This is a genomic window from Hwanghaeella sp. (assembly GCF_965227365.1).
In the GTDB taxonomy this organism is placed as follows: Bacteria; Pseudomonadota; Alphaproteobacteria; order UBA8366; family Aestuariispiraceae; genus Hwanghaeella.
Genome location: NZ_OZ245754.1, coordinates 3,404,450 through 3,427,508, shown reverse-complemented (window position 1 = coordinate 3,427,508; position 23,059 = coordinate 3,404,450). Strand labels below are relative to the sequence as shown.

The 23,059-nt window shown below is 60.7% G+C and carries 24 protein-coding genes; 16 read left to right on the top strand and 8 right to left on the bottom strand.

All coding sequences use genetic code 11. The features are described from left to right. Positions 1–2 precede the first annotated feature (2 nt). The 3 genes from ACQK2G_RS15805 to ACQK2G_RS15795 all read right to left on the bottom strand — a co-directional run bounded on the left by ACQK2G_RS15805 (position 3) and on the right by ACQK2G_RS15795 (position 2,370). A complete protein-coding gene (locus ACQK2G_RS15805) occupies positions 3–611 on the bottom strand; it encodes a DUF6468 domain-containing protein (protein ID WP_425405999.1) in 609 nt (202 codons plus the stop codon). After that, positions 608–1,693: a flagellar motor switch protein FliM gene (gene fliM / locus ACQK2G_RS15800; protein ID WP_425405998.1), complete on the bottom strand. Its 1,086-nt coding sequence runs from the start codon at positions 1,691–1,693 to the stop codon at positions 608–610. Before fliM ends, ACQK2G_RS15805 begins: the two co-directional genes overlap by 4 nt. A 143-nt stretch (positions 1,694–1,836) precedes the next feature. Continuing rightward, on the bottom strand, positions 1,837–2,370 hold the full coding sequence (locus tag ACQK2G_RS15795) for a flagellar basal body-associated FliL family protein (RefSeq protein ID WP_425405997.1): 534 nt from the start codon (positions 2,368–2,370) through the stop codon (positions 1,837–1,839). Between the two features lie 564 nt (positions 2,371–2,934). On the opposite strand from ACQK2G_RS15795, the gene flgF reads away from it, so the two are divergent. The 6 genes from flgF (at position 2,935) to ACQK2G_RS15765 (ending at position 7,948) form a co-directional block, all read left to right on the top strand. Next, complete coding sequence (gene flgF / locus ACQK2G_RS15790) at positions 2,935–3,657, top strand: flagellar basal-body rod protein FlgF (RefSeq protein ID WP_425405996.1); 723 nt, start codon at positions 2,935–2,937, stop codon at positions 3,655–3,657. 84 nt (positions 3,658–3,741) lie between these two features. Further along, positions 3,742–4,527 carry a flagellar basal-body rod protein FlgG gene (gene flgG, locus ACQK2G_RS15785; RefSeq protein ID WP_425405995.1) on the top strand — a complete coding sequence of 262 codons (786 nt, stop codon included), beginning with the start codon at positions 3,742–3,744 and terminating at the stop codon, positions 4,525–4,527. A gap of 37 nt (positions 4,528–4,564) precedes the next feature. Further along, positions 4,565–5,614, top strand: a complete 1,050-nt coding sequence (gene flgA, locus ACQK2G_RS15780) for a flagellar basal body P-ring formation chaperone FlgA (protein ID WP_425407653.1) — start codon at positions 4,565–4,567, stop codon at positions 5,612–5,614. Positions 5,615–5,672: 58 nt separating this feature from the next. After that, entirely contained in the window at positions 5,673–6,449 is a 777-nt protein-coding gene (flgH, locus tag ACQK2G_RS15775; protein WP_425405994.1) for a flagellar basal body L-ring protein FlgH, read from the top strand. A 532-nt stretch (positions 6,450–6,981) separates the two neighbouring features. After that, positions 6,982–7,488, top strand: coding sequence for a hypothetical protein (locus tag ACQK2G_RS15770; RefSeq protein ID WP_425405993.1), 507 nt, complete (start codon positions 6,982–6,984; stop codon positions 7,486–7,488). Positions 7,489–7,531: 43 nt separating this feature from the next. Beyond that, positions 7,532–7,948 carry a hypothetical protein gene (locus ACQK2G_RS15765; RefSeq protein WP_425405992.1) on the top strand — a complete coding sequence of 139 codons (417 nt, stop codon included), beginning with the start codon at positions 7,532–7,534 and terminating at the stop codon, positions 7,946–7,948. 39 nt (positions 7,949–7,987) lie between these two features. On the opposite strand, the gene fliP is transcribed toward ACQK2G_RS15765, so the two are convergent. The 4 genes from fliP to ACQK2G_RS15745 form a co-directional block, all read right to left on the bottom strand. Beyond that, positions 7,988–8,785, bottom strand: coding sequence for a flagellar type III secretion system pore protein FliP (fliP, locus tag ACQK2G_RS15760; RefSeq protein ID WP_425405991.1), 798 nt, complete (start codon positions 8,783–8,785; stop codon positions 7,988–7,990). Next, positions 8,782–9,198 carry a FliO/MopB family protein gene (locus ACQK2G_RS15755; protein ID WP_425405990.1) on the bottom strand — a complete coding sequence of 139 codons (417 nt, stop codon included), beginning with the start codon at positions 9,196–9,198 and terminating at the stop codon, positions 8,782–8,784. The genes fliP and ACQK2G_RS15755 overlap by 4 nt, the downstream gene beginning before the upstream one ends. 145 nt (positions 9,199–9,343) lie before the next feature. Further along, positions 9,344–9,676 carry a hypothetical protein gene (locus tag ACQK2G_RS15750; RefSeq protein ID WP_425405989.1) on the bottom strand — a complete coding sequence of 111 codons (333 nt, stop codon included), beginning with the start codon at positions 9,674–9,676 and terminating at the stop codon, positions 9,344–9,346. Between the two features lie 8 nt (positions 9,677–9,684). Further along, complete coding sequence (locus ACQK2G_RS15745; RefSeq protein ID WP_425405988.1) at positions 9,685–10,056, bottom strand: EscU/YscU/HrcU family type III secretion system export apparatus switch protein; 372 nt, start codon at positions 10,054–10,056, stop codon at positions 9,685–9,687. A gap of 336 nt (positions 10,057–10,392) precedes the next feature. Here ACQK2G_RS15745 and flgB point away from each other — a divergent pair, with 336 nt between their 5' ends. The 8 genes from flgB to recA all read left to right on the top strand — a co-directional run bounded on the left by flgB (position 10,393) and on the right by recA (position 17,540). Continuing rightward, on the top strand, positions 10,393–10,800 hold the full coding sequence (gene flgB, locus ACQK2G_RS15740) for a flagellar basal body rod protein FlgB (protein WP_425405987.1): 408 nt from the start codon (positions 10,393–10,395) through the stop codon (positions 10,798–10,800). Positions 10,801–10,827: 27 nt separating this feature from the next. Next, positions 10,828–11,241 carry a flagellar basal body rod protein FlgC gene (gene flgC, locus ACQK2G_RS15735; RefSeq protein ID WP_425405986.1) on the top strand — a complete coding sequence of 138 codons (414 nt, stop codon included), beginning with the start codon at positions 10,828–10,830 and terminating at the stop codon, positions 11,239–11,241. A gap of 112 nt (positions 11,242–11,353) precedes the next feature. Continuing rightward, on the top strand, positions 11,354–11,668 hold the full coding sequence (locus tag ACQK2G_RS15730; RefSeq protein ID WP_425405985.1) for a flagellar hook-basal body complex protein FliE: 315 nt from the start codon (positions 11,354–11,356) through the stop codon (positions 11,666–11,668). A gap of 113 nt (positions 11,669–11,781) precedes the next feature. Next, positions 11,782–12,048, top strand: a complete 267-nt coding sequence (gene fliQ / locus ACQK2G_RS15725) for a flagellar biosynthesis protein FliQ (protein WP_425405984.1) — start codon at positions 11,782–11,784, stop codon at positions 12,046–12,048. 32 nt (positions 12,049–12,080) lie between these two features. Beyond that, positions 12,081–12,848, top strand: coding sequence for a flagellar biosynthetic protein FliR (locus ACQK2G_RS15720; protein WP_425405983.1), 768 nt, complete (start codon positions 12,081–12,083; stop codon positions 12,846–12,848). 102 nt (positions 12,849–12,950) lie between these two features. Then, the gene (gene flhB, locus ACQK2G_RS15715) at positions 12,951–14,033 is read left to right on the top strand and encodes a flagellar biosynthesis protein FlhB (RefSeq protein ID WP_425405982.1); all 1,083 of its coding nucleotides are present in this window, start codon (positions 12,951–12,953) and stop codon (positions 14,031–14,033) included. Between the two features lie 46 nt (positions 14,034–14,079). Continuing rightward, on the top strand, positions 14,080–16,218 hold the full coding sequence (locus ACQK2G_RS15710) for a response regulator (RefSeq protein WP_425405981.1): 2,139 nt from the start codon (positions 14,080–14,082) through the stop codon (positions 16,216–16,218). Positions 16,219–16,436: 218 nt separating this feature from the next. Further along, the gene (gene recA, locus ACQK2G_RS15705; RefSeq protein WP_425407652.1) at positions 16,437–17,540 is read left to right on the top strand and encodes a recombinase RecA; all 1,104 of its coding nucleotides are present in this window, start codon (positions 16,437–16,439) and stop codon (positions 17,538–17,540) included. A gap of 86 nt (positions 17,541–17,626) precedes the next feature. Here recA and ACQK2G_RS15700 read toward each other — a convergent pair whose 3' ends face one another. Next, positions 17,627–18,166 carry a hypothetical protein gene (locus tag ACQK2G_RS15700; RefSeq protein ID WP_425405980.1) on the bottom strand — a complete coding sequence of 180 codons (540 nt, stop codon included), beginning with the start codon at positions 18,164–18,166 and terminating at the stop codon, positions 17,627–17,629. Positions 18,167–18,400: 234 nt separating this feature from the next. Here ACQK2G_RS15700 and alaS point away from each other — a divergent pair, with 234 nt between their 5' ends. Together alaS and ACQK2G_RS15690 are read left to right on the top strand one after the other, a co-directional pair. Continuing rightward, entirely contained in the window at positions 18,401–21,055 is a 2,655-nt protein-coding gene (gene alaS / locus ACQK2G_RS15695) for an alanine--tRNA ligase (protein WP_425405979.1), read from the top strand. A 233-nt stretch (positions 21,056–21,288) separates the two neighbouring features. Further along, positions 21,289–22,974: a chloride channel protein gene (locus ACQK2G_RS15690; protein WP_425405978.1), complete on the top strand. Its 1,686-nt coding sequence runs from the start codon at positions 21,289–21,291 to the stop codon at positions 22,972–22,974. Positions 22,975–23,059 lie beyond the last annotated feature (85 nt).

Sequence of the window (23,059 nt, the reverse complement as noted above, 5' to 3'; positions counted from 1 at the left end):
CCCTAACGCATTCCTTGCAACGCCCGCAGCAACGCGGATTTTGACTTCGCCTTGCCGGTATCTTCCGTCCCCGGGTCGGTGCCGCCCTTGGCTTCCCTACCGGCCGTGGCCGGCAAATTCGTCCCGGCCGTTCCACCGGCGCCCTTCGCGGCGCGGTCTTCCGGCTTTGCCGCCAGCGACTTGCGCGCGCCTCTGCCCGTGACCGAGGCGGTCTCGCGCGCCGCCCGCATGGCGGTTTCTATATCGTCTTCGTGTTCACCGGCATTCTGATCGGAGCCGCCGCGATGCTGGGCAAGCCCGCCTTCCAGCTTGTCCGCCAGGCTGCTGCCCCGGTCGATCATATAGGCCAAGTCCTCGCGCAGGGTTTCCGCTTCACCCAACAGCTTGTTCAGGGAGTCGCGATTCTGCGTCGACGCATCCTTGACCCGCTGGATCGCCTGTTCCGCCTTCTCCGTGGACTCGGTGAAGCCGGCCAGCATCTTTTCCAGCTCGCTCTTGCTCTGCTGCAGGACGGACAGGTTCTTGTTCAAGCGCAAGGCATAAACGATTACCGCCACCAGCAGACACGCGATCAGGATGTCCAGCACCAGCGACAGTTCGGGTAGGATCATGTATCGACCTCCGCCTTCCCTTCGATCTTGACCGCTATATTACCCGATTTTTGCCCCATATGCCCGGTGAACATGGGCACGGCCCCGCAGCGCAGGGTCACTTCGGACCGCGGCGTGGCGGAAAGCGGCAGGAAAGTGCCCCTTTCCCATTCCAGAACATGACCCAGGGTCGATTGCATTTCATCCAGCACGACTTCGATCGGCACATCGGTGAACCAGAGTTCCGTGGCCAGGTGGTTTTCCCAGATCGAGTCACGGCCGAATTTCTCGCCCATGAACATCTGCAGCAGCAATTCGCGAACCGGTTCCAGCGTCGCGTAGGGAAGCATCAGCTCCAATCGGCCGCCGCGGTCTTCCATGTCGATCCGCAGGCGGGCCAGAATTGCCGCATTGGCGGGGCGGGCGATGGTTGCGAAACGCGGATTCGTTTCCAACCGGTCGAACCGCATCGTAACGGAGGAGAGCGGGTCGAACGCGGCGGACAGATCCGCCAAGACGACATTGATCATCCGCTCCACCAGGTTTCGTTCGATGGTGGTGTAGGGGCGGCCTTCGATTCGCATCGCCGCGGTCCCTCGGCGTCCGCCGAGCAGCACGTCGACGATGGAATAGATCAGCGAACTGTCGACCGTGATCAGTCCGTAATTGTCCCATTCCTCCGCCTTGAAGACCGTCAGCATGGCCGGAAGCGGAATCGAGTTCAGATAGTCGCCGAACCGGATGGACGTGATGTTGTCCAGGCTGACTTCGACGTTGTCGGACGTAAAGTTACGCAGGCTGGTGGACATCATGCGGACCAGGCGGTCATACACGATTTCCAGCATCGGCAGGCGTTCATAGGACACCATGCCGCTGTCGATGATGGCTTCGATACCCGATTGGGAACCGTCGTCGTCGCCTTCCTGGAAGCCGAGCAGACTGTCGATTTCGTCCTGATTCAGAACCCGCGCCGAGCCACCGCCGCCGATATCATCATCGTCGTCGGCCATCGCCGCCCATTCTTCGGCAAGCGCATCGTCCTCGGCCCCGCCTTCTTCGGACATGGCCTCCATTTCACGGGCGATATCGTCTTCGTCACTCATCTTCAAACCACTCGGTTCAAATCATTCACGGTCCGTTCGGCGGTTTCCCCGCAACAAACGGGCCAAGTCGGGCGTTTTGCGGCGCATCCGCTGCCCCAGACCCGCTAAATGGGCCCTGCTAAAAGGGCCCTGCTGAATAGGCTCTATTGAATCAGCATGTCTCCGATCAGGACATCCTTGACCTTCACGGGATGCGCGGCCTGGTTGACCCGCGCCAGCATCTCTTCCTTGATCCTATAGAGGCCTTGGCTCCCCTCCAACTCCTCGACGCGCAATTCGCGCAGGAAGACTTGGAAATTATCGACGATCTTCGGCATGAACGCGTCGATGGCCGGCTGGTCTTCCGGACCGGCGAGCTCCAGGCTGATCCGCAGTTTCAGGATCTGCTGCTTGCGTCCCGACGAGCGCAGGGAAACGAGCATTTCCGGAACTTCCAGGTAGAAGCCGGGGGTCGCCACGGCCGGTCCCTCGGCGCCGGCTTCGCCGCTACCGTCGCCAGCGGCTTCCTCTGTTTCCTCACCGCCGAGCAACGGGTCCAGCATGCCGCTGAAAAACAGACCGACCCCGGCACCGACCAGGATCAGGATCGGCAGGACGATGAACAGGACCAGCTTCTTTCCGCCGACCTTCTTCTTGCCGCCCTCTTCGCCTTCGCCGTCTTCGACTTCTTCGCTCATGGCCAAACACTTCCGCCCGATTTTCGTCTAAATCAGCATGCCTGTCCGGGGCCTGGCATGAACCATCCCTTCGACGACAAATTTGGGTGGGCAACCGCGCGGAGCCGGTTTTCCCACTTCGGCACCGCCGCCGGATGCCCGGCAACTTACAACCCACCACGAATTACCCAGTAAGCCTAAAGGAAACCGCGCAACTCTACAAACAAAGCAAATAATCGCAAAGCCGGGTAAAGATCCCGTTAAAGAGGACGCCCTGTAATACCATCTAAAGCGCCGCGAAGTATTCCGACGGCGCGTGAGAATGCCGTGATGCGGCGTTTCCGTTCAAGCCTTCGGGCAAATTGTGCCCGGTAGCCTCGTCGAAGGCGGCATTTACCGGGCCCGCCCCCCATCCTTGCACCGTTGACGCGCCCGCCCGCCAGGTCCGAAAACCCCGGAAATCTGCGGCTTGGCATCTTTGGCACGCCCTTTGCTCCCTAGGGCGGCGAGAGAGAAGTGCAGAGTGCCAATCCCCGATGAGAGTGCCGCAACGCGGTATGGGGTTTGTGTTGAGAGGATAGAGTCATGGAGAACTCCGTCTATATTGCGATGTCGCGTCAAGCGACCCTGGAACGGGAAATGGACATCACGGCGAACAACCTCGCCAACGTGAACACCCCGTCCTACAAGGCGGAAAAATTGGTGTTCCGGGAATTCCTGATGGACACGCAGCGGCGCGCCCCCGGACTTTCCTATGTCCAGGACCTCGGACAGTACCGGGTGTTGGACGAAGGACCGATCCGGCAAACCGGGAATCCCTTGGATGTCGCGATCAGCGGTGACGGCTATTTCGTCGTCGATACCGAATTGGGCGACCGCTACACGCGGCATGGCCGGTTCCAGTTGGACGCGGACGGCACGCTGATCACCGGAACCGGTGAGCCGGTACAAGGGGAAGCCGGGCCGATCGTCATTCCGCCGGGCGAAACCGACCTCAGCATCTCGGGCGACGGTGTTATTTCCGGCAATAACGGCCAACTGGGCCAGTTGCGGATCGTGCGGTTCGAGAATCCAGAGGAATTGAGGCGGGCGGCGAACGGTATGTTCACCGCGCAGGAAGACCCTGTCGATGTCGCCAACCCGAAGATCATTCAGGGCAGCCTGGAAGACTCCAATGTCGAGGCGGTGCTGGAACTGACCAACATGATGCGGATTTCCCGGGACCATCAGCGGGTCAAGAAATTCCTGGATCAGGAAGATCGGCGGATGCGCGACATGATCGACAAATTGACGCGGGCGACGGCCTGACGGCGCGGGACGGCTCGATAGGGCCGGGCCGTCACAGGCAAGGCGCGGAACGCGGCGACGAAATAGACAGTAGGAGTTGGATAAATGAGATCTCTATCAATCGGTGCGACGGGGATGCTGGCACAGCAGCTCAATGTCGAAGTGATCTCCCACAACATCGCCAACTTGAACACGACGGCGTTCCAGCGGCGGCGGGCCGAGTTCCAGGATCTGCTGTATCAGAATCTGCGGCGTGTCGGGTCCAATTCCTCCGATGCAGGCACGATCGTTCCCGCCGGCGTGCAGGTCGGCCTCGGCGTGCGCACGGCTGCGGTCTACCGGATCACCGAGCAGGGCAACCTGTCGCTCACCGAAAATCCCTTGGACGTTGCGATCAACGGCAACGGCTATTTTCAGATCACGCTTCCGAACGGCGACACGGCTTATACGCGGGCCGGTTCCATGCAGTTGGATGCGGACGGCCAGATCGTGACGGTGGACGGCTTCACGGTCGACCCGGGTCTTACGGTCCCGCAGAACGCGATCGATATCTCGATCAATGCCAGCGGTGAAGTCCTGGTCAGCCTGGACGGTCAGACCGCCCCCCAGAATGTCGGACAGTTCCAGCTTGCGACCTTCCCGAACGAAGCCGGCCTGATCGCCGTGGGCGACAACCTGTTCCTGGAAACGCCAGCATCGGGCACGCCGGTGACCGGCACCCCGGGCTCAACCGGTTTCGGCACGCTGCAGCAGGGGTTCCTGGAGACCTCGAACGTCAACGTGGTCGAGGAAATCACCAATCTGATTTCCGCCCAGCGTGCCTATGAAATGAACTCGAAGGTTATCGAGACCTCGGACCAGATGATGCAGACGGTGTCCAACATCCGCTGATCGGCTGGGTAGGAAACTAGGAAATACGGTGACAGCGATGTCGATGACGATACGAACGGAAAACGCATCCCGGTGGAAACCGGCCTGGCAGGCAACGCTGCGCGCAGCGGTGTTCGGTCTCGCGGCCTTCTCCGTCGCTGTCGCGGCCACCGCCTGGAATGCCGATGCGGCGGAAACCAAAACGGCGATCGCGAAGCCGGCGCGGCTGATAACGGATATCCGTATCGCCGGCGATGGTGTCACCCTCGGCGACGTGTTCGAGAATGCCGGTCCGTATGCCGACCGCGTCATCGCGCGGGCGCCGTCTCCCGGACAGACCGCGACACTGGAAGCCCGATGGCTGGGCCGCGTCGCGCGTGCCTTCGGCCTGGATTGGCGGCCGACCTCTCGTTACGACCTGGCCACCGTGACCCGTTTGGCGCATGTGATCCCATCGGAAAGGATCACGAACGAATTGCTCAACGCGATCATCCTTCGGAACGACGATTTGGCGGGCGAGCGCCTGGAACTGCAGCTGGACAACCGTCTGCTTTCCTTGAACGTGCCGAAGGACAAGCCGGCCACGGTCGGGATCAGCCAATTGCAAGTGGATCCGCGCACCGATCGGTTCTCCGCCTTCGTCGTGGCACCGGCGCAGCATCCCCATGCGGTTCGGGTGGCCGTCTCCGGCCAGGTTCATCGCCTGGTTGAAGTGCCGGTACCGGCGCGGCGCATCCTGCGCGGCGATATCGTCGGCGCGCGCGATTTGGAAATGGTCGAAATGCGCCGCAGCGCGCTGGCCGCCAACACCATCGTCGATCCGGCCGATCTGGTTGGATTAAGCGCAAAACAGACTTTGGCCATGGGCCGCGCGGTCGGGGCAAATGCGGTGCAGCCGCCGGTGCTCGTGAAGAAGGGCGGACTGGTTACGGTAAAATTGGAAGCCCGGAACATGGTGCTGACGGCGCGCGGCCGGGCCATGGAATCCGGCGGTCTGGATGACGTGATCCGGATCCAGAACATGCAGAGCAACAGGGTGTTCGAAGCGGTGGTTACCGGTGCCGGTGAAGCGGCCGTGTCGCTGCCGAGCCAGGTAGCCCTGCAATAGGACAAAGACGAAAGACGCGAGAAAGGGTTTGGGGCAGAACGCCTTCAGGAGAATGACCATGAAAAGACAGGTCGAGCGGAAACAGTTACAGCGAACCGGTATGCGCCTCTGCGCCGTGCTGCTGGCGGGAACCATGTTGGCCGGGTGCAACGCCCTGAGCCGACTGGCCCAGGTCGGTGACGAACCGCGGCTGTCGGAAATCAAGAACCCGACGCATACGCCGGAATACCAGCCCGTCAGCATGCCGATGCCGCAGCCGACGGTCGCCACGCCGCGTCCGAATTCCTTGTGGCGTCCCGGTTCACGCGCCTTCTTCAAGGATCTCCGCGCGAACCAGGTCGGCGACATCGTGACCATCCTGATCGATATCGACGACAATGCCGAATTGGAGAACACCACCACGCGGTCGCGTACGAATAACGAAAGCCTGGGGATCGATGCCCTGCTGGGATACGAGGCGGCATTGGATACGATCCTGCCGGAAGCCGTGAACCCGCCGGACATTTTCGCGACCGACAGCAATACCAGCAACCAGGGCACCGGTTCGATCGAGCGTGAGGAAACCATCGAATTGCGGATTGCTGCGGTGGTCACGCAGATCCTGCCAAACGGCAACCTGGTCATTCACGGTCGCCAGGAAACGCGGGTGAACTACGAGGTGCGCGAATTGCAGATCGCCGGCGTGATCCGGCCGCAAGACGTCACCAACAACAATACCGTCAACTACGACCAGATCGCCGAAGCCAGGTTGGCCTACGGCGGACGGGGCCACATTACCGACGTCCAGCAGCCGCGATACGGCTCGCAGATCGTCGACATCATCCTGCCGTTCTAAGGCGGCGCGGGTTCAACCGGATCGCGGAAATTACAGAAGGGATCACCGCTACGAAGACATAACCATCCAGCCTTTCGGCGACAACGGTCAGGAGGGACGAGGCGTATCCGCGGATACGTTCCCCGACATCCGGAGGAGAGGTCGAAAGGTTCAAAGCGCATGGCCGCGCAAAGGCCGTAGCGCTTTGGCAAAAAGATCCGGTTTGGATTTGCGCCCGCACTCTCCTCTCTCTCGTCTCTCCTCTCGCTGGCGCAGATCCGTCGAAGGGCGCCCTCCGGTCTCCGGAGGGCGTTCTTCATTTTTGACGTCTCGCGCAATCGGTGGGAAATCTCGGTTTACAATAAGCGGATGCAACCGATACGCGCGCTCGGATGAGAATCGGAAACCCTTGATAACGGAATGGGGGGTGGCTAACGTGGTGGAAAGGCAAAAAAGCCGGGTTAAATACTTGATAGAAAAGGGTGGGGCGAACTGCTTGTTCCGATGCTGAGGCGCGGATGATCCGCGCTGTCGCAGGGAGACGGTAAGAACGGTGAAGCACGAACCTACAATCGCCGATGACACGGTGCTGACCGCCCTCGATCCCAAATACATCTGGATGCGGGATTACCTCCATTCGCTTAATCCGAATGGCTTGGCGTCGAAGAAAGACGTGGACCCGACGCTTTTTCCGGATCAGATGCCGTTCGTGAACCTGGTCGACGTCGTGCAGGGCGAGGAAACGCGGTTCAAATTCCGTCTGGTGGGCGGCGAACAGAACCGCCGGGCGGGACGCTTCATTGCCGGCAAGTTCATTGAAGAGGCGGTTCTTCCGGATGTTGTCGACCGAATTCGCATCAATATGTTGGCCTGCGTCGAGACCCGGCATCCGATTTACGATCGTTTTCCGATGCCGCATCCGGACCGGAGTTTCATCGATAGCGAGCGGGTCTATTATCCCCTGGCGAAGGACGGGCAGACGGTGGATACGCTGCTTATCCTGAATGGATACGCCGATATCCCGAGCGTGTCGGGGACCTTTGCCTCCGCGGGCAGGTGAGCGCATTCGCGGCTGCGCGCCGATTGGCGGGAAAGGGACGGCGATGGCGCGACATTTGCCGAACCGGTCAATCTGCGCTAGCGATGCCGCAATCAGGCAACAACAATGGTTCGTTTTCGTCATGGCGCCGCGCAACAACCCCCTTAAACTGAACAAGCTTCAGCTTCGCACCTTGGCTCTGGTCCAGGTTCTCATCAAGGAAGCCGGACAAGGGATGCAGGACCCGGAGACGGGCGATGTCATGCTGCCGTCCCTGCCTGCGCCGCATGGCGATCATGTCCATATCGGTCCCTATGTGGTGTCGGCGCGCGATATCAGCGGGTTTTCGAACATGGGTGTTTGGGCTGCGCTTGCGCGTAAGGGGCTGGCGCGGGGCGGACCGCCGGTGACGATCACCGCGGCGGGCTTGGACTACGACACGGGATTGTCCGAGAATTTCGTCGCGCCCAGCGATCACTGATCGGCTTCGTCGGCGCCGGGCGGACTCCACCTGTCGCCGTCAAACCGGCTGGAAGCTTTGTACCAGACTACCGACCACCAGGTACCAGCCGTCCACGAGCACGAAGAAGATCAGCTTGAACGGCAAGGCAATCATTACCGGCGGCAACATCATCATCCCCATCGACATCAGGACCGAGGCGACAACCATGTCGATCACCAGGAAGGGGACGAAAACGAGAAAGCCGATTTCGAAGGCCCGCCGCAATTCGGAAATCATGAAGGCCGGTATCAACGCTCGCAGCGGCGTGTCCTCCGGCGCCTCCACCTCGGTGATCTGACCGATATCCATCATCAGCGCCAGATCCTTCTGCCGGACGTGGCGCATCATGAAGGCGTGGAAGGGTTCCATCGACCTTTCGAAGGCGACTTCCTCCGATATTTCTTCCGCGATCAGCGGCTCGATCCCGGTCGTATAGGCCTGGTCGAAGGCGGGCTGCATAATGAAGAAGGTGAGAAACAGGGCCAGGCTGATCATCACCGTGTTCGGCGGACTTTGCTGTGTGCCGAGCGCCGTCCGCAGCAGGGACAGCACGATCACCAATCGCGTGAAGGAGGTCACCATCACCAGCGCCGACGGCGCCAGCGAGATCACCGTCATCAGAACGACGAGTTGGATCAGCCTGCCGGTAACGGAGCCCCCTTCGCCGATATCGATGTTCAGGGATTGGGCAAGCGAGGGAACGGTCCAAAGGCCGAAGGCCAGGGCCGTCAGCAGGCCCGCGCCCCAAATCAATGCCTTTCGGGATCGGGGTGAAAAACCGCTCAAACTGATGGGCCGCCGGCCGAAACTTTTCATGCGCGCCGGTCTCCGAACAGGCTGGCCACCTTCCGAAGCGCCGCATTCTGGGCGGGCGGTGCGGCGGGGTCGCCGTGAAGCGGCGATACGGGGGCATCGCTCTGTTGAACAGGGCCGAATTCCTTGTCGGAAGCCAGTCCGTCGATGCCGTTTTCGATCAACAGCGCGCCATCCGGCCCGGTCATCACCAGATGTTCGACGCCGTCACGCCGGATCAGAAACAGGCGGTGCCGGGTGTCCATCGTAAGAACCTCGACGATTCCCAGTCTGCGTCCTTGGGCGCGTGGCCCGGCATATGCCCGTCCCGCCATCACCTTTTTCGCCACATGTGCGGCGACCAGGATAAGGCCGAGGACAAAGGCCAGTGCGGCAACGAACCGCAGATAGCTTGCGAAATCGAATATCTCGCCCATTGGCGTTGGACCCCGATCGGAAACAGAACGCGGGGCGGATCCGAAGATAAGGAAAGGGGATATCCCGGCCCGAACCCTTAGGGGCACCGTTCCGTCTATCGGACCGGCAACCTCAAGGAACCGAGTTTATCCGATTCGCACCGTGTCAGCCGTCGGAACGGCCTTCGTCGTCACTGTTGTGGCTGTCTTCCGATTGGGCGTTGTCCGGCTGTGCTCCGGACGTCGGCATTCCGGCACGCTCCATCGCTTCGTTTAGATGGGCGGAAAAGTCCTGGAGGCGGGTTCGCAATTCCTGCATCAGGGGGTGCATCTCCACCACTTCCTCATTCGGCAGGGCCAGGGCGGCCTGGCATGCGGCATCGATCCGCCGGCTGATGCCTTGGAGTCCGAAATCCTCGCCGGCCAGCAGCTTTTCGTGGCCCTTCGTCACTTCCTCGATCAGGAGCCTCAATTCGAGCTCGACTTGATCTTTATGCATGGCTCCCCTCACAATTCTGGATGGCCGATTATGGCCGCGACATCTTCATCCCGGGCCGTTGCCTCCGCCCGGGACGTGCGCTGGTTGCGTTCGTAAACGTAACGCAGGATTTCCGCCACGGCGATAAAGGCCTCGATCGGTATTTCCTCGCCAACTTCGGTTGCGGAGAGGATTTCAACTAGGTCTGCGTCGGTGCGGACCGCGACGCCGGCCCGAAAAGCTTCTTCTACGATTCGGTCGGCCAAGAAACCCGTCCCGCTCGCCAGGACGGTCGGGGCCTTGTCGTCGCCATCCGCCCCCCGGGAAAGCGCGACCGCCTTGTTGCCGGGGTCGCCGGCCCTGTGGTCGATGATTTTGCCGGGTTCCTGTTCGTCGGACATGTTTAAAGCGCTACCGCAGCCGAATTCCGAATACCTGCAAGCGTATATCAGTTTCGCCGCCGCTGACTATGCTGCTGACTTATCAAAGTATCCGCAAAAGAAAATGACAAAAAAGATTCGGGTGCGGTAGTGGCTTGGATCTAAAGCTCGGGGATTATTTAAGTGATATTTCTAACTCTATTTGAGTTTTTCTTCAAATCGCTTCAACTTGTCATCGATAACCAAGTTTAGAAGCGGTTCCTGGTGCTTTGCCCGACACGGCAAATTCTTCTGGCACGGTGCTTGCTTGGGTATTCACGGGTTTGGAGAGGCCCGTGTGAGTTGAGGAGAGAGACCATGCCGTTACAGGATACGGCCCTTTTCCTGATGACAGGAGATCGGATGCGCTGGCTGACCCAGCGACAGCGCGTCCTGGCCCAGAACATCGCCAACGCGAACACGCCCGGCTATCAGGCACAGGACCTTCGCGCCCTGGATTTCCGCGATGCCCTTCGTGAAACGCAGTCGAACCTGCGCTTGGCTTCGGCCGACGGGAACAGCTTCAACGCCAAGACCGCCGCAAACGCCTACAAGGTTCAGGATAACCGCTATCCCTACGAAGTGACGCCGGATGACAACGCGGTGATCATGGAAGAGCAGGTCATGAAACTGGGGCAGACGCAGGCCGACTATCAGCTGACCACCCGGATCTTCCGGAAATACACGGATCTTTATAAGGCCGCGCTCGGCACCAACGGTCAGTGACCGGACGGATAGGGAAAGGATAGGATCATGACAGACAGTCTTCAGGGCGCCCTGTTCGTAGCCGGTTCCGGAATGCGGGCCCAAGGCACGCGCATTCGCGTGATCGCGGAAAACATCGCCAACCAGAATTCCACCGCTGATACCCCCGGCGGCGATCCGTATCGTCGGAAGGTCGTGACCTTCCAGAATGCATTGGACCGGCAGCTCGACGTGGATACGGTTCGGGTTCGTCGGGTCACGGAAGACCCGTCGGCTTTCAAGCTGCAATTCGATCCGAACCATCCGGCCGCTGACGAGAACGGATACTACAAGCTGCCGAACGTGACCGGGTTGATCGAGACGATGGACATGCTGGAGGCACAGCGCACTTACCAAGCCAATGTCAGCGTCATTGAAAACACCAAGCGGATGGTGACCACGACCTTGGACCTGTTGCGCTGATAGCGTAAAATGGGCCCGAGCCGCGAAAATGCGGTCCCTGACGACCGACGCGTGTTAACGCTTGATTAAGGGTTGGACGGTTAGGTTGGGAAATAGATTGGATTTTAGATAAATGGCAATCAACCCCGCAGACGCTGCAGCAGCCTATCGCGCACACGCCACGCCGGTGCCCGGTCCGTCGGCACCTTCCAAAGGCGATGCGCCCGCGGGCGGCTCCTTCCTCGACCTGGTGAAATCCGGCGTCAAGGATGCTGTCGACTCAAACCGCGCGGCCGAAAGACTATCGATCGACGCCATTGCCGGCCGGGCCGACCTGACCGAAGTCGTCACGGCCCTTTCCCATGCGGAAGCAACCTTGAACACGGTCGTCCGTGTCCGCGACAGAATGATCAGTGCCTATCAGCAGATCCTGCGCATGCCGATCTGAACGGCTTTCCGGTTGGGCCCTATCATTCGGCTGCGGCCGTGGTGGACGGGCGCTGAATCGGGATAGCATGCACGAGGTCAGATTCGGAAAGGCGCCCGACACGCGTTGCGACCATGAATGAAGCCGTAGCCCTCGATATCGCTTTTCAAGCCATTCGCGCGACCTTGCTTGTCGCCTCGCCGATCATGATCGTCGGGTTGGTCGTCGGCTTGATCATCGCAATTTTTCAGGCACTGACGCAGATCCAGGAAGCGACACTGACCTTCGTGCCGCGCATCCTGGTCGTTTTTGCGTCGCTGCTGGTGCTGATCCCCTACATGTTGAGCGTCCTGACCGACTTGATGAACTATGTCATGGACAAGGCCGTTTCGCTCGGCTGACGTGACCGGTCCCTGAAAGGCAGTCGCCGCAAATGTTGGCCGACCTTCTCGCCATCCAAGTCTTCGCGCTGATGATGGTATTCGTGCGTCTCGGCGCGGCTTTCATGATTCTGCCGACGATCGGCGAGGCCTATATATCGCCGCAGGTACGTCTGCTTTTCGCCCTTACCTTCAGCATCATCGTCACGCCGATCGTTCAGGACAGGGTGCCGGCGATTCCGACGGCGGGCACCATGGCCATTGTCCTGCTGATCTCGGCGGAGATCCTGGTCGGGGTGTTTCTGGGGGCGATGGTGCGGATCATGGTCGCGGCCCTGGCCACGGCGGGCATGATCATTGCCGTCATCACCGGCTTCGCCAACGCGCTGCTGTTCAACCCGGCGCTGGACGACCAAGGCTCGCTGCAATCCGTGCTGCTGACCATGTTGGGAACGCTGCTTATTTTTGCGACCGAACTGCACCACGTGATGCTGGCGGGCCTGGTCGAGAGCTATCAGGTTTTTCAGCCGGGCGTGATGCCGGCGGTCGGCGATTTCTCGCAGATGATCGCCCGCGGTGTCGCGGACAGTTTCATACTGGCGATGAAGCTTGCCTCCCCCTTCATCGTCATCGGCACGGTTTTCTATGCCCTGTTGGGCCTGCTAGCCCGCCTGATGCCGCAGCTGCAGGTGTTTTTCCTGGCCATGCCGCTGCAAATTCTATTGGGTCTTATCGTACTGTTAATCACTATTCAGGCTATCATGATGGCGTTCCTGGGCGACTTTTCGGACGGATTGGCCAGGTTCATCAGTTTCAACTGACAGCCGCCAAGCCGGGCGCGTCCGAAATCGGCGCCCAGGTAGAAAGCCCGGTCAAACGCGAAGAGCGGCGGGCAGGCGGTGGTGTAGAGGACGGGCGGGTCTTTGGCCAGCGACGACGATCCCGACTCAAAAACAGAAGAACCGACCGGTAAACGGTTAACGGATGCCCGGCGGAAAGGGCAGCTGCCGACCAGCCGCGAAGTGCCGACATGGATCATGTTGTTCGGCACAGGGATCATGCTTGCCTTGATGGCGCCCTTTGTCGCGACCCGGCTGAAGGAGATCCTGGTCGCCTTCATCGCCCAGCCGCACGCCTTTCTCTATGGCCCGGCCGAACTCGGTGAGTCGCTGACGCGCATGTTGCTGGAAGTGCTTGGCGTGATGGCCTGGCCGTTGATCATGTTCGCGATCCTGGCGGCTTCCGGCTATGTCCTGCAGAACGGCTGGTTGATCACGACCGAACCGATGAAGCCGAAGCTGAGCAAGATCAATCCGATCGCCGGCGCCAAGAAATACATCCAGATGAAGACCTATGTGGAGTTCCTGAAGAACTTCCTGAAGCTGGCCGTGGTGGCCGCGGTCGGGGTCGTTCTGGTGATGCCCGAATTCAACCGGCTGGACCTTCTGCCCAGCCTGACATCCGAGGACCATCTCACGGAGATCCTTCTCCTGATTCTTCGGATTCTTGCCGGCGTGCTCGCGATCCTGTTCGCGATCATGGTCTTCGATATCTTCTTCCAGCGCATGCAGCACCGCAAACAGCTGCGCATGACCAAGCAGGAAGTGAAGGAAGAGTTCAAGAACCAGGAAGGCGATCCGCAGATCAAGAGCCGGCTGCGGCAGATCCGCATGGAACGGGCGCGGACCCGCATGATGCAAGCGGTTCCCGACGCGGACGTGGTCGTCACCAACCCGACGCACTATGCCTGCGCGCTGGCCTATAAGCCGGACGAGATGGAAGCCCCGGTCTTGCTGGCCAAAGGCCAGGACCTGGTGGCGAAGCGCATCCGCGATCTGGCGGAAGAGCACGATATTCCGATCGTGGAAAACCCGCCTCTTGCGCGTGCCCTGCATGCCAGTTGCGACCTCGATCAGCAGATCCCGGAAGAGCATTACAAGGCTGTTGCCGAGGTGATAAGTTTCGTCTGGCGCCTTAAGGGCAAGATGTCCGGTGCCGGAAAATAGATAAAATAGATAAGGTCGATGGTCCTGTTTCTGGGTGGGGAATGACGTGCGGCGCAAAGCAATTCTGATCGCGCTATGGGTAAGTGGGATGGCCGCTGTTGGCGGCATTCTTTATGGAACGGGGACGGACCTGACCGCTCTCGCGGTCTCGCTCGCCGTGATGGCGGGGCTCGGTCTGTTTGTCCTGTTCACGGGCGGTGCCGCTGGGACAGGCGCGCGCGCCGGCCGTTCCGCCGCCAATACGGCGGCCCTGCGGCAGGCCCTGGAACGGCTGGACGAGGCCGTTGCTGTCGAAGAACTGCCCGGTGACGGATTGCCCGGTAACGGATTGTCCGGCAAGCCGCTCTATCTGGACCCCGCTTTCCTGACGCTTTGCGGTGTCGAGACAGGGGGCGATCCGGGCGCGACCGTTCCCGCGCTTCTTTCCCGCGCCTTCTCGGAGGCGGGGATTTCGGATGCAGCGGACGGCGTCCCGGCGCCGAGCGCCATCGAGGAGGCCGCGACTGCCGCCCTCGACGATACAACCAGGTCTCTGGAAGTCAGCGGGCCCGGTCCCAGGAACGATGCCAAGCGGTATCAAATTCAGATCGTACCCGTCGGCGAGGGGCTGCGCGTCTGGCGCATCCGCGACGTCACGGAGACCAGGCGCTCGGAAGACAAGGCGCGCGACCGGCTGGCGGTACTGTCGCGGGCACTCGAAAACGCCCCCTTCGGTCTGCTTCTGCTGGACAACGACCGGGTGGTTCGCGAAGTGAACGCCAATTTCCGCCAATTGATCGGCCGGGAGTCTTTGAACGGGACGAACTTCCTGGACCTCTTCAAGGAAGAGGACAAGCCGGCCATCATCGGGATGCTGGACGATTTGGAAAGCCGCCGCGTGGCGGGGCCGCTCGATGTCTCCCCGGATACGGGGCATGAGGCAACACTGACCCTGCACGTTTCGCGGTCCGCCGAAACCCGGGGCGGAAACGGCGGCATGCTTGTTTATGCGCTGGACGCGACCGAACGGAAACGGCTGGAAATGCAATTCGCGCAGTCGCAGAAGATGCAGGCGCTCGGCCAGTTGGCGGGCGGCGTCGCGCACGACTTCAACAACATGCTCACCGCCATCATCGGCTTCTGCGACCTTGTATTGCAGCGCCATCATCAGGGCGAACAGACCTTCGCCGACGTCATGCAGATCACGCAGAACGCCAAACGGGCGGCTCGGCTGGTCAGGCAATTGCTGGCCTTCTCGCGCCAGCAGCCGTTGCAGCCGCGGTTGACCAACGTCACCGATATCCTGGCGGAAATCTCGTCCCTCCTGCGCCGCGTCCTGGGGGAGCGCGTGGCCCTGAAGATGACCCATGGGCGGGATCTCGGCCTGGTCAAGGCCGACCACAGTCAGTTGGAACAGGTCGTCATCAACCTGGCGGTCAACGCGCGGGACGCGATTGACGGGTTCGGCGAGCTGAACATCGAAACCAGCATGGTGGAGTTTACGGCGCCGACACCATTGAGCGGGGAGACCGCGCCGCCCGGCCGTTACCTTGTCATCGCCGTCACCGACACGGGCAGCGGTATTCCCGACCATATCCGGGGTCGGATCTTCGATCCCTTCTTCACCACGAAGGGGATCGGCGAGGGAACAGGCCTCGGCCTCTCCATGGTCTATGGCAGTCTTCAGCAGATGGGCGGTTTCATCACGGTGGACAGCCGGACCAGCGGCGAGACCGGCACGACCTTCCGCCTGTATATTCCAGAAGCCGCGCCGCACGGGACCGAAATCCAGGACGATCTCAGCGCCGCCGGACCCGAGAACGACGTCACCGGCGGGGGCGAGATTCTGTTGGTCGAGGACGAAGACCCGGTCCGCCTGTTCAGCGCCCGGGCGTTGCGCAGCAAGGGCTATGTCGTCACCGAGGCACGCACCGGCGCGGCGGCGCTGGAAATTCTTGCCGAGAATTCCTTCGATCTGTTGATCACGGACATGATGATGCCCGAAGTCGACGGGGCGACGTTGATCAAGACCGCGCGACAGGACATGCCCGATCTACCGGTCGTCTGCATCTCCGGCTATACGCAGGAAGCGGTGGCCAAGGAGATCACCGCCCTTCCCAAGGTTTATTTCCTGCCAAAGCCCTTCAGTCTGAAACAGCTCGCCGGCAAGGTGAAGACGGCGCTGCAGCCCGAAGGGCAGGGCTGACCGCTTCCCTGTCGAACCAGGGCCGATTCGCTTGGATGAATGTTCCTCTATTTGGAACATCGGGGGGCTGTGACCGTCATAAAAGGAACGAATAAAAAACAATGGCTTGATCTATTGGCTAAAAGAGAACAAAAAAAGAACTTGAGAACGAGAACAAAATGTGTACAGTGTCGCCGTTGCGCAGCGATAGCGCCTATGACAGAAACGGGGACGATCACATGAGTCAGACGGCATTGCGCCTGGTAGGCAAGGACGACATGGATAAAAGCAAGGCTTTGGAAGCGGCCCTGGGGCAGATCGAGCGGGCATATGGTAAAGGCTCGATCATGAAGCTCGGTCAACAGAAGGCGCTCGATATCGAGGCGGTTTCGACCGGATCGATCGGGCTCGATATCGCCCTCGGCATCGGCGGTCTGCCGAAAGGCCGCATCATTGAAGTTTACGGGCCGGAAAGTTCGGGTAAGACGACGCTGGCGCTGCACGTTGTCGCCGAAGCCCAAAAGCGCGGCGGCACCTGCGCGTTCGTGGATGCGGAACACGCGCTCGACCCCGCCTATGCCAAAAAGCTGGGCGTCGATGTCGATGAATTGCTGATCTCCCAGCCCGATGCCGGTGAGCAGGCCCTGGAAATCGCCGATACGCTGGTTCGGTCCGGCGCGGTCGATGTGCTCGTTATCGACTCCGTCGCTGCCCTGGTGCCGCGGGCCGAGTTGGAGGGCGAAATGGGCGACAGCCATGTCGGTCTCCAAGCCCGTTTAATGAGCCAGGCGCTGCGCAAGCTCACCGGTTCGATCAACCGTACGAACTGCATGGTGATCTTCATCAACCAGATCCGCATGAAGATCGGTGTGATGTTCGGCAGCCCCGAGACGACGACCGGCGGCAACGCGCTCAAATTCTACGCCAGTGTCCGGTTGGACATCCGCCGTATCGGCCAGATCAAGGACCGCGACGAAGTGGTCGGCAACCAGACCCGGGTAAAGGTGGTGAAGAACAAGGTCGCGCCGCCGTTCCGGCAGGTCGAATTCGACATCATGTACGGTGAGGGAATCTCGAAAACGGGCGAACTTCTCGATCTCGGCGTCAATGCCAATATCGTTGAAAAGTCCGGTGCCTGGTTCTCCTATTCCGGTCAGCGTATCGGCCAGGGACGCGAGAACGCGAAGCGCTTCCTGACCGAAAACAAGGATGTCGCATCCGATATCGAACGCAAGATCCGCGAGAACGCCGGCGTACTGGACAGTGCGATGTTGGAAGGGCCGGCCGGCAATGAAGCCGCGGAAGCCGCGCTGAGCCCGGACGACGATCCGCAATCGAAATAGCGCAAGTTTCGATCCGTCAGGAAAACGGCCCGCTTGAAATATTCAAGCGGGCCGTTTTCGTTTCGGCGGGGGCAAACTCACCAACGTTACGACTGGGCGTTAGCGCCCCGAAACAATTCCGCAATTCCGATCATATGGGACACGCTGCCGCCGGCATCGATCAGCGGGCAGTCGATTGCTTCGAACGTATTTCTTTTCTGGACCCCAACGCTAACCTTTCCGAAGTTCCGGTGGCAGGTCCGCGCGGCGGCGACCGAATCCAGATACTCCGATACGGGTTGGGTAAAGGCGGCGAAGGATCGATTGATCGCCTCGTTGCTCTGGAAACCGCCATTGAAAAGGCGTTTGAAGTCCTCACCTTGCAATTGGTAGGTCCACCCACCGTCCGGCAAGCGGGCCGCAAGGAACATATTCGCAGCATGCGGCAGCATGGTCAGAATGTCGAAGGAATTCCGGGTCGGCAGCTTGTCGTGTCGTGCGACATAATCGGCCCACCATGTATAGAGCTTACGAGCACCGTCCCTGACAATGACGCTCGGGTCGGAGAGGGGGGAACCCTGCACCTGGGACAAACCATTGAGCACGGTAAAGGGTTGCTCGTACAAGGAGTTGAGCGAAAAGTTCATGTCTATTGTCCAAAATGTCTAAATTCAAAAAACATCTTCTATGGTCGCGATTGGACCACAAATTTCTAAACAAAAGGTTTCCAGGCGTGAAAAACCGCGATGCCGCCGGCCTCCCGGAACGCGTCTTTCTGGACACGATGGCCGCTGCAAGCTAGTAAATGCGGCCCGCTCGGGCCGGTTTGTTGGTTTTGACCGCCGGAGCGGGACTTTCAGGCATTTGGCAGGGTACGGACCATGATCAGCGCGAACGATATTCGCACCGAGTTTTTGCGGTACTTCGAGAAGAACGGCCATCAGATCGTTTCGTCTTCTCCGCTCGTTCCCCGGAACGACCCGACCCTGATGTTCACCAATGCCGGGATGGTTCAGTTCAAGAACGTTTTCACCGGTCAGGAAGAGCGCGACTACAACAGGGCAGTCACCTCGCAGAAATGCGTGCGTGCCGGCGGCAAGCACAACGACCTGGAAAATGTCGGTTACACAGCGCGCCACCACACCTTCTTCGAAATGCTCGGAAATTTTTCCTTCGGCGACTATTTCAAGGACCTCGCGATCGAACTCGCCTGGAACCTGGTGACGAAGGAATTCGCCCTCGACAAGGACCGGCTCCTTGTCACCGTGTATTCCGAAGATGAGGAAGCCGCCACCCTCTGGAAGAAGATCGCAGGGCTTTCGGATGACAAGATCATCCGGATCTCGACATCCGACAATTTCTGGCAAATGGGCGATACCGGTCCGTGCGGGCCGTGTTCCGAGATCTTCTACGATCACGGACCCTCCATCCCCGGTGGCCCTCCCGGTTCACCGGATGAAGACGGCGACCGTTTCATTGAAATCTGGAACCTGGTTTTCATGCAGTTCGAGCAGATCGAACCCGGCAACCGGGTCGCCCTGCCGAGCCCGTCGATCGATACCGGGATGGGGCTGGAACGCGTAACCGCCGTCTTGCAGGGCAAGCACGACAACTACGATGTCGACCTGCTGCGCGTCATCATGGAAGCGTCAGCGGACCTGACGCATACCGATGTGGACGGGCCGAAAAAGGCGAGCCACAAGGTCATCGCCGACCATGTTCGCGCCTGTTCCTTCCTGATCGCGGACGGTGTTCTGCCGTCGAATGAAGGGCGCGGTTACGTGCTGCGCCGGATCATGCGGCGGGCGATGCGTCACGCTCACATGTTGGGCGCGGCGGATCCGGTGGTCTACAAGCTTGTCCCGTCCCTGACCTCGATGATGGGTCAGCACTACCCGGAACTGACCCGAGCCGAAGCCCTGATCACCGAAACGCTCAAGCTGGAAGAGGAACGCTTCAAGGCGACCCTGGATCGCGGCTTGCGCCTGTTGGAAGACGAAACGGCGAAGCTAGGCGACGGCGAGTCCCTGAATGGCGGTGTCGCTTTCACCCTCTATGACACCTACGGTTTCCCGCTCGACCTCACCCAGGACATCCTGCGTGGACAGGGCCGGTCGGTCGATACCGATGGTTTCGAGACCGCGATGGAAGAGCAGCGCGCGAAGGCGCGGGCCGCCTGGGCGGGGTCGGGCGAAGCGGCCACGGAAGCGGTCTGGTTCGAGTTGAAGGAAGAGGTCGGCGCGAGCGAATTCCTCGGTTACGAAACGGAACGCGCCGAAGGCGTCATCACCGCCATCGTCAAGGACGGCGCGCCGGTCCAGGAACTCAAGGAAGGTGAAGAAGGCGTCATCATCGCCAACCAGACACCCTTCTACGGCGAATCGGGCGGCCAGGTCGGCGATACCGGCACCTTGACGGGGCCGGACGGGCAAAGTTTCAGCGTCACCGATGCGCAGAAGAAGGTGGAGGACATGATCCTCCATATCGGTAAGTGCACGAAAGGCAGTTTCAAGATCGGCGATGCGCTGGACATGAAGGTGGACGGAACCCGCCGTTCGAAATTGCGCGGCAACCACTCCGTGACCCATTTGCTGCATGAAGCGCTGCGCCGCGTGCTGGGCGATCATGTCACGCAGAAGGGGTCGTTGGTCGCCCCGGACACGATGCGTTTCGACTTTGCCCATCCGAAGCCGATGTCGGCCGAGGAAATCGAAGCGGTGGAAAAGATCGTCAACGCGCAGGTCCGCGGCAACAGTTCGGTCACGACCCGGTTGATGACGCCGGACGCGGCGGTCGAGGCAGGTGCCCTTGCCCTGTTCGGCGAGAAGTATGGTGAAGAGGTCCGGGTCGTCTCGATGGGGGCGCCGGAATCCGCGAACCGGGTCTATTCGACAGAGCTTTGCGGCGGCACGCATGTCAGCCGGACCGGCGATATCGGCGCTTTCCGGATCGTCGGGGAATCCGCCGTCGCCGCCGGTGTCCGGCGCGTTGAATGCCTGACCGGGGAAGCCGCGCTCGACTATGCGCGGACCAGGGACCGTCAACTGCAGGAAATTGCCGGTGCTCTTAAGGCGCCAGTATCCGATGCGCCGAACCGCGTTGTGAGCCTGCTTGAAGAACGCCGTAAACTGGAGCGCGAAATCTCCGACCTTCGCCGCAAGCTTGCCGCCGGCGGCGGTGGCGGTGCCGGGCCCGACGCAAAGGACGTCGGCGGAATGAAATTCGCGTCCCGCGTCCTGGAAGGCGTGCCACCGAAGGAATTGAAACCGTTGGTCGACCAGTTGAAGCAGCAGGTCGGTTCGGGGGTCGTGGCTATCGTCGCGGTTAACGACGGCAAGGCATCGCTGGTGGTCGGCGTCACCGATGACCTGACCGGCAAGCAGAACGCCGTCGATCTGGTCCGCGTCGGGTCGCAGGCGATCGGCGGCAAGGGCGGCGGTGGCCGTCCAGACATGGCGCAGGCCGGCGGGCCCGACGGTGCCGCGGCGGCGAAGGCGATCGAAGCCATCGAAGGTGCGCTTGCGGCCAACGCATAGTTGATCCTGCGTGCGCATTGAAGGTTTGCGGGGCTTTCTTCGCTATGCTGTAGTCTTGGAATGCCCGTATGATTCGTGCGGGCGATAAGCTGCACGGTATCTATCGTGGCTGAAATTTGCCGGGCGCGACGGTGTTTGCGATACGGCGCTGGCGGAGGTGACCGGTGACGCTACTGCGTCCGGGGGAGGTACTTGAAAGACTCGGGCGGGTTGGTCGCCATGAGCAGCTAATCTTGTCCGCCCTGGCCGTGCTTGTCGGCCTCATCGGCGGCGGCGCCGCGATCGTGTTCCGTGAAGCGATCGCTTTTTTCCAATTGCTCTTCTATGGGTTCTCTTCGGAACTCGTGCACAGCCATGTCGCCGAATTGCCGTGGTGGCATATTCTGGCGGCCACGACCGGCGGCGGCCTCGCCGTCGGCCTGATCATTTATTGGTTCCTGCCCAACAGGCAGAATCAAGCGGTCGCCGACGTCATCGAGGCCGAGGCCCTGAAGGGCGGCGATCTTCCCGTCAAACCCGGGCTCACCGCCGCCCTGGTCAGCGCGATTACCATCGGCAGTGGCGGTTCGGCGGGTCGTGAAGGTCCGGTCGTGCATTTTGCCGCCTGCCTCAGCGCCTTTTTTTCCAATATTTTGCATTTGGACAAATCCCAGCGCCAGACTCTGCTCGGCTGCGGTGTGGCCGCCGGCGTGGCGGCGTCGTTCAACGCGCCGATTGCGGGGGTGTTCTTCGCGCTTGAAGTGGTGATGGGCAATTATGCACTGGCGGCTTTCGCGCCGGTCGTTATCGCATCCGTCACCGGCACGATCGTATGTCGGATCTATTTCGGCCATTTCCCGGCCTTCATCATTCCGTCGCACGAAATCGTCTCGTTCTGGGAGTTTCCGGCTTTCGCACTGCTCGGCCTTGTCAGCGCCGTGGCGGCGATCAGTTTCACATGGTCCATCGGCGTGGTCCGGCGCGTCGGCGCGGCGTCGAAGATTCCGCAATGGGCGCTCCCCGCCATCGGCGGTCTGGGCGTCGGCGTGATCGGTATCTTCTTTCCCCAGGTACTCGGTGTCGGATACGAGGCCACCGACGAAGCCCTGAATCAGGTCCTCTCCCTGCAGATGCTGATCCTGCTGGCTGTCCTGAAGACGGCGGCAACGGCGATCACCCTTGGCAGCGGCGCGGGGGGCGGTGTGTTTTCCCCATCGCTATTCATCGGCGCCATGGTCGGTGGCGCTTTCGGTGTCATCGCGACCGTCGTCTTCCCGCATCTGTCGTCCGGCCATGGCGCCTATACTCTGGTGGGGATGGGGGCGGTGTCGGGCGCTGTACTCGGCGCACCGATGAGCACGATCCTCATGGTCTTCGAATTGACTGGTGATTACGAGCTCACCATCGGCGTGATGATTGCCACGGTCATCTCTTCCCAGGTGACGCAATTGACCTTCGGCTATTCCTACTTCACGTGGCAGTTGGCCCAGCGCGGTGTGAACCTGCTCGGGGGACGTGAAGCGCTTGTCATGCGGTCCTATCGTGTCGCCAATATTATGCGGAAGGATCACCACGCCATCTTGGATACGGCTTCCTTGTCCGAAGTTCGTAAGAAGTTGGGGGCTGTGCCTTATGGGGAGTTGTTCGTTATCGACAAGGAAGGCGGGCTGGTCGGTACCGTGATGCTGCGGGACCTGAAGGAGTTTGCTTTCGACAGCAGCAAGGACGCCTCCATGACCGTCGAAGACGTCGTTCGCCGCCGCGCGCCTTTTGTGAAAGTGGGCGAGGATTTGGGCCGTGCGATGGACCTGCTGGAAAAATGCGGCGAGGAACATGTGGCCGTGGTTCAGGACGCGGGCTCCAAGAAGCTCCTCGGTGTTCTGCACGAGCGGGACGTGCTCAGTGCCTATCACCGCGCGGTTCAGGAAACGCGGACTTGATCCGGCCGTTGCGGCGGCATGCGGCGCGATGCGGTCCCGTCTGAAGAATGACCGCTTCGGCTGGATGGATCCGGTCCGACTCGCT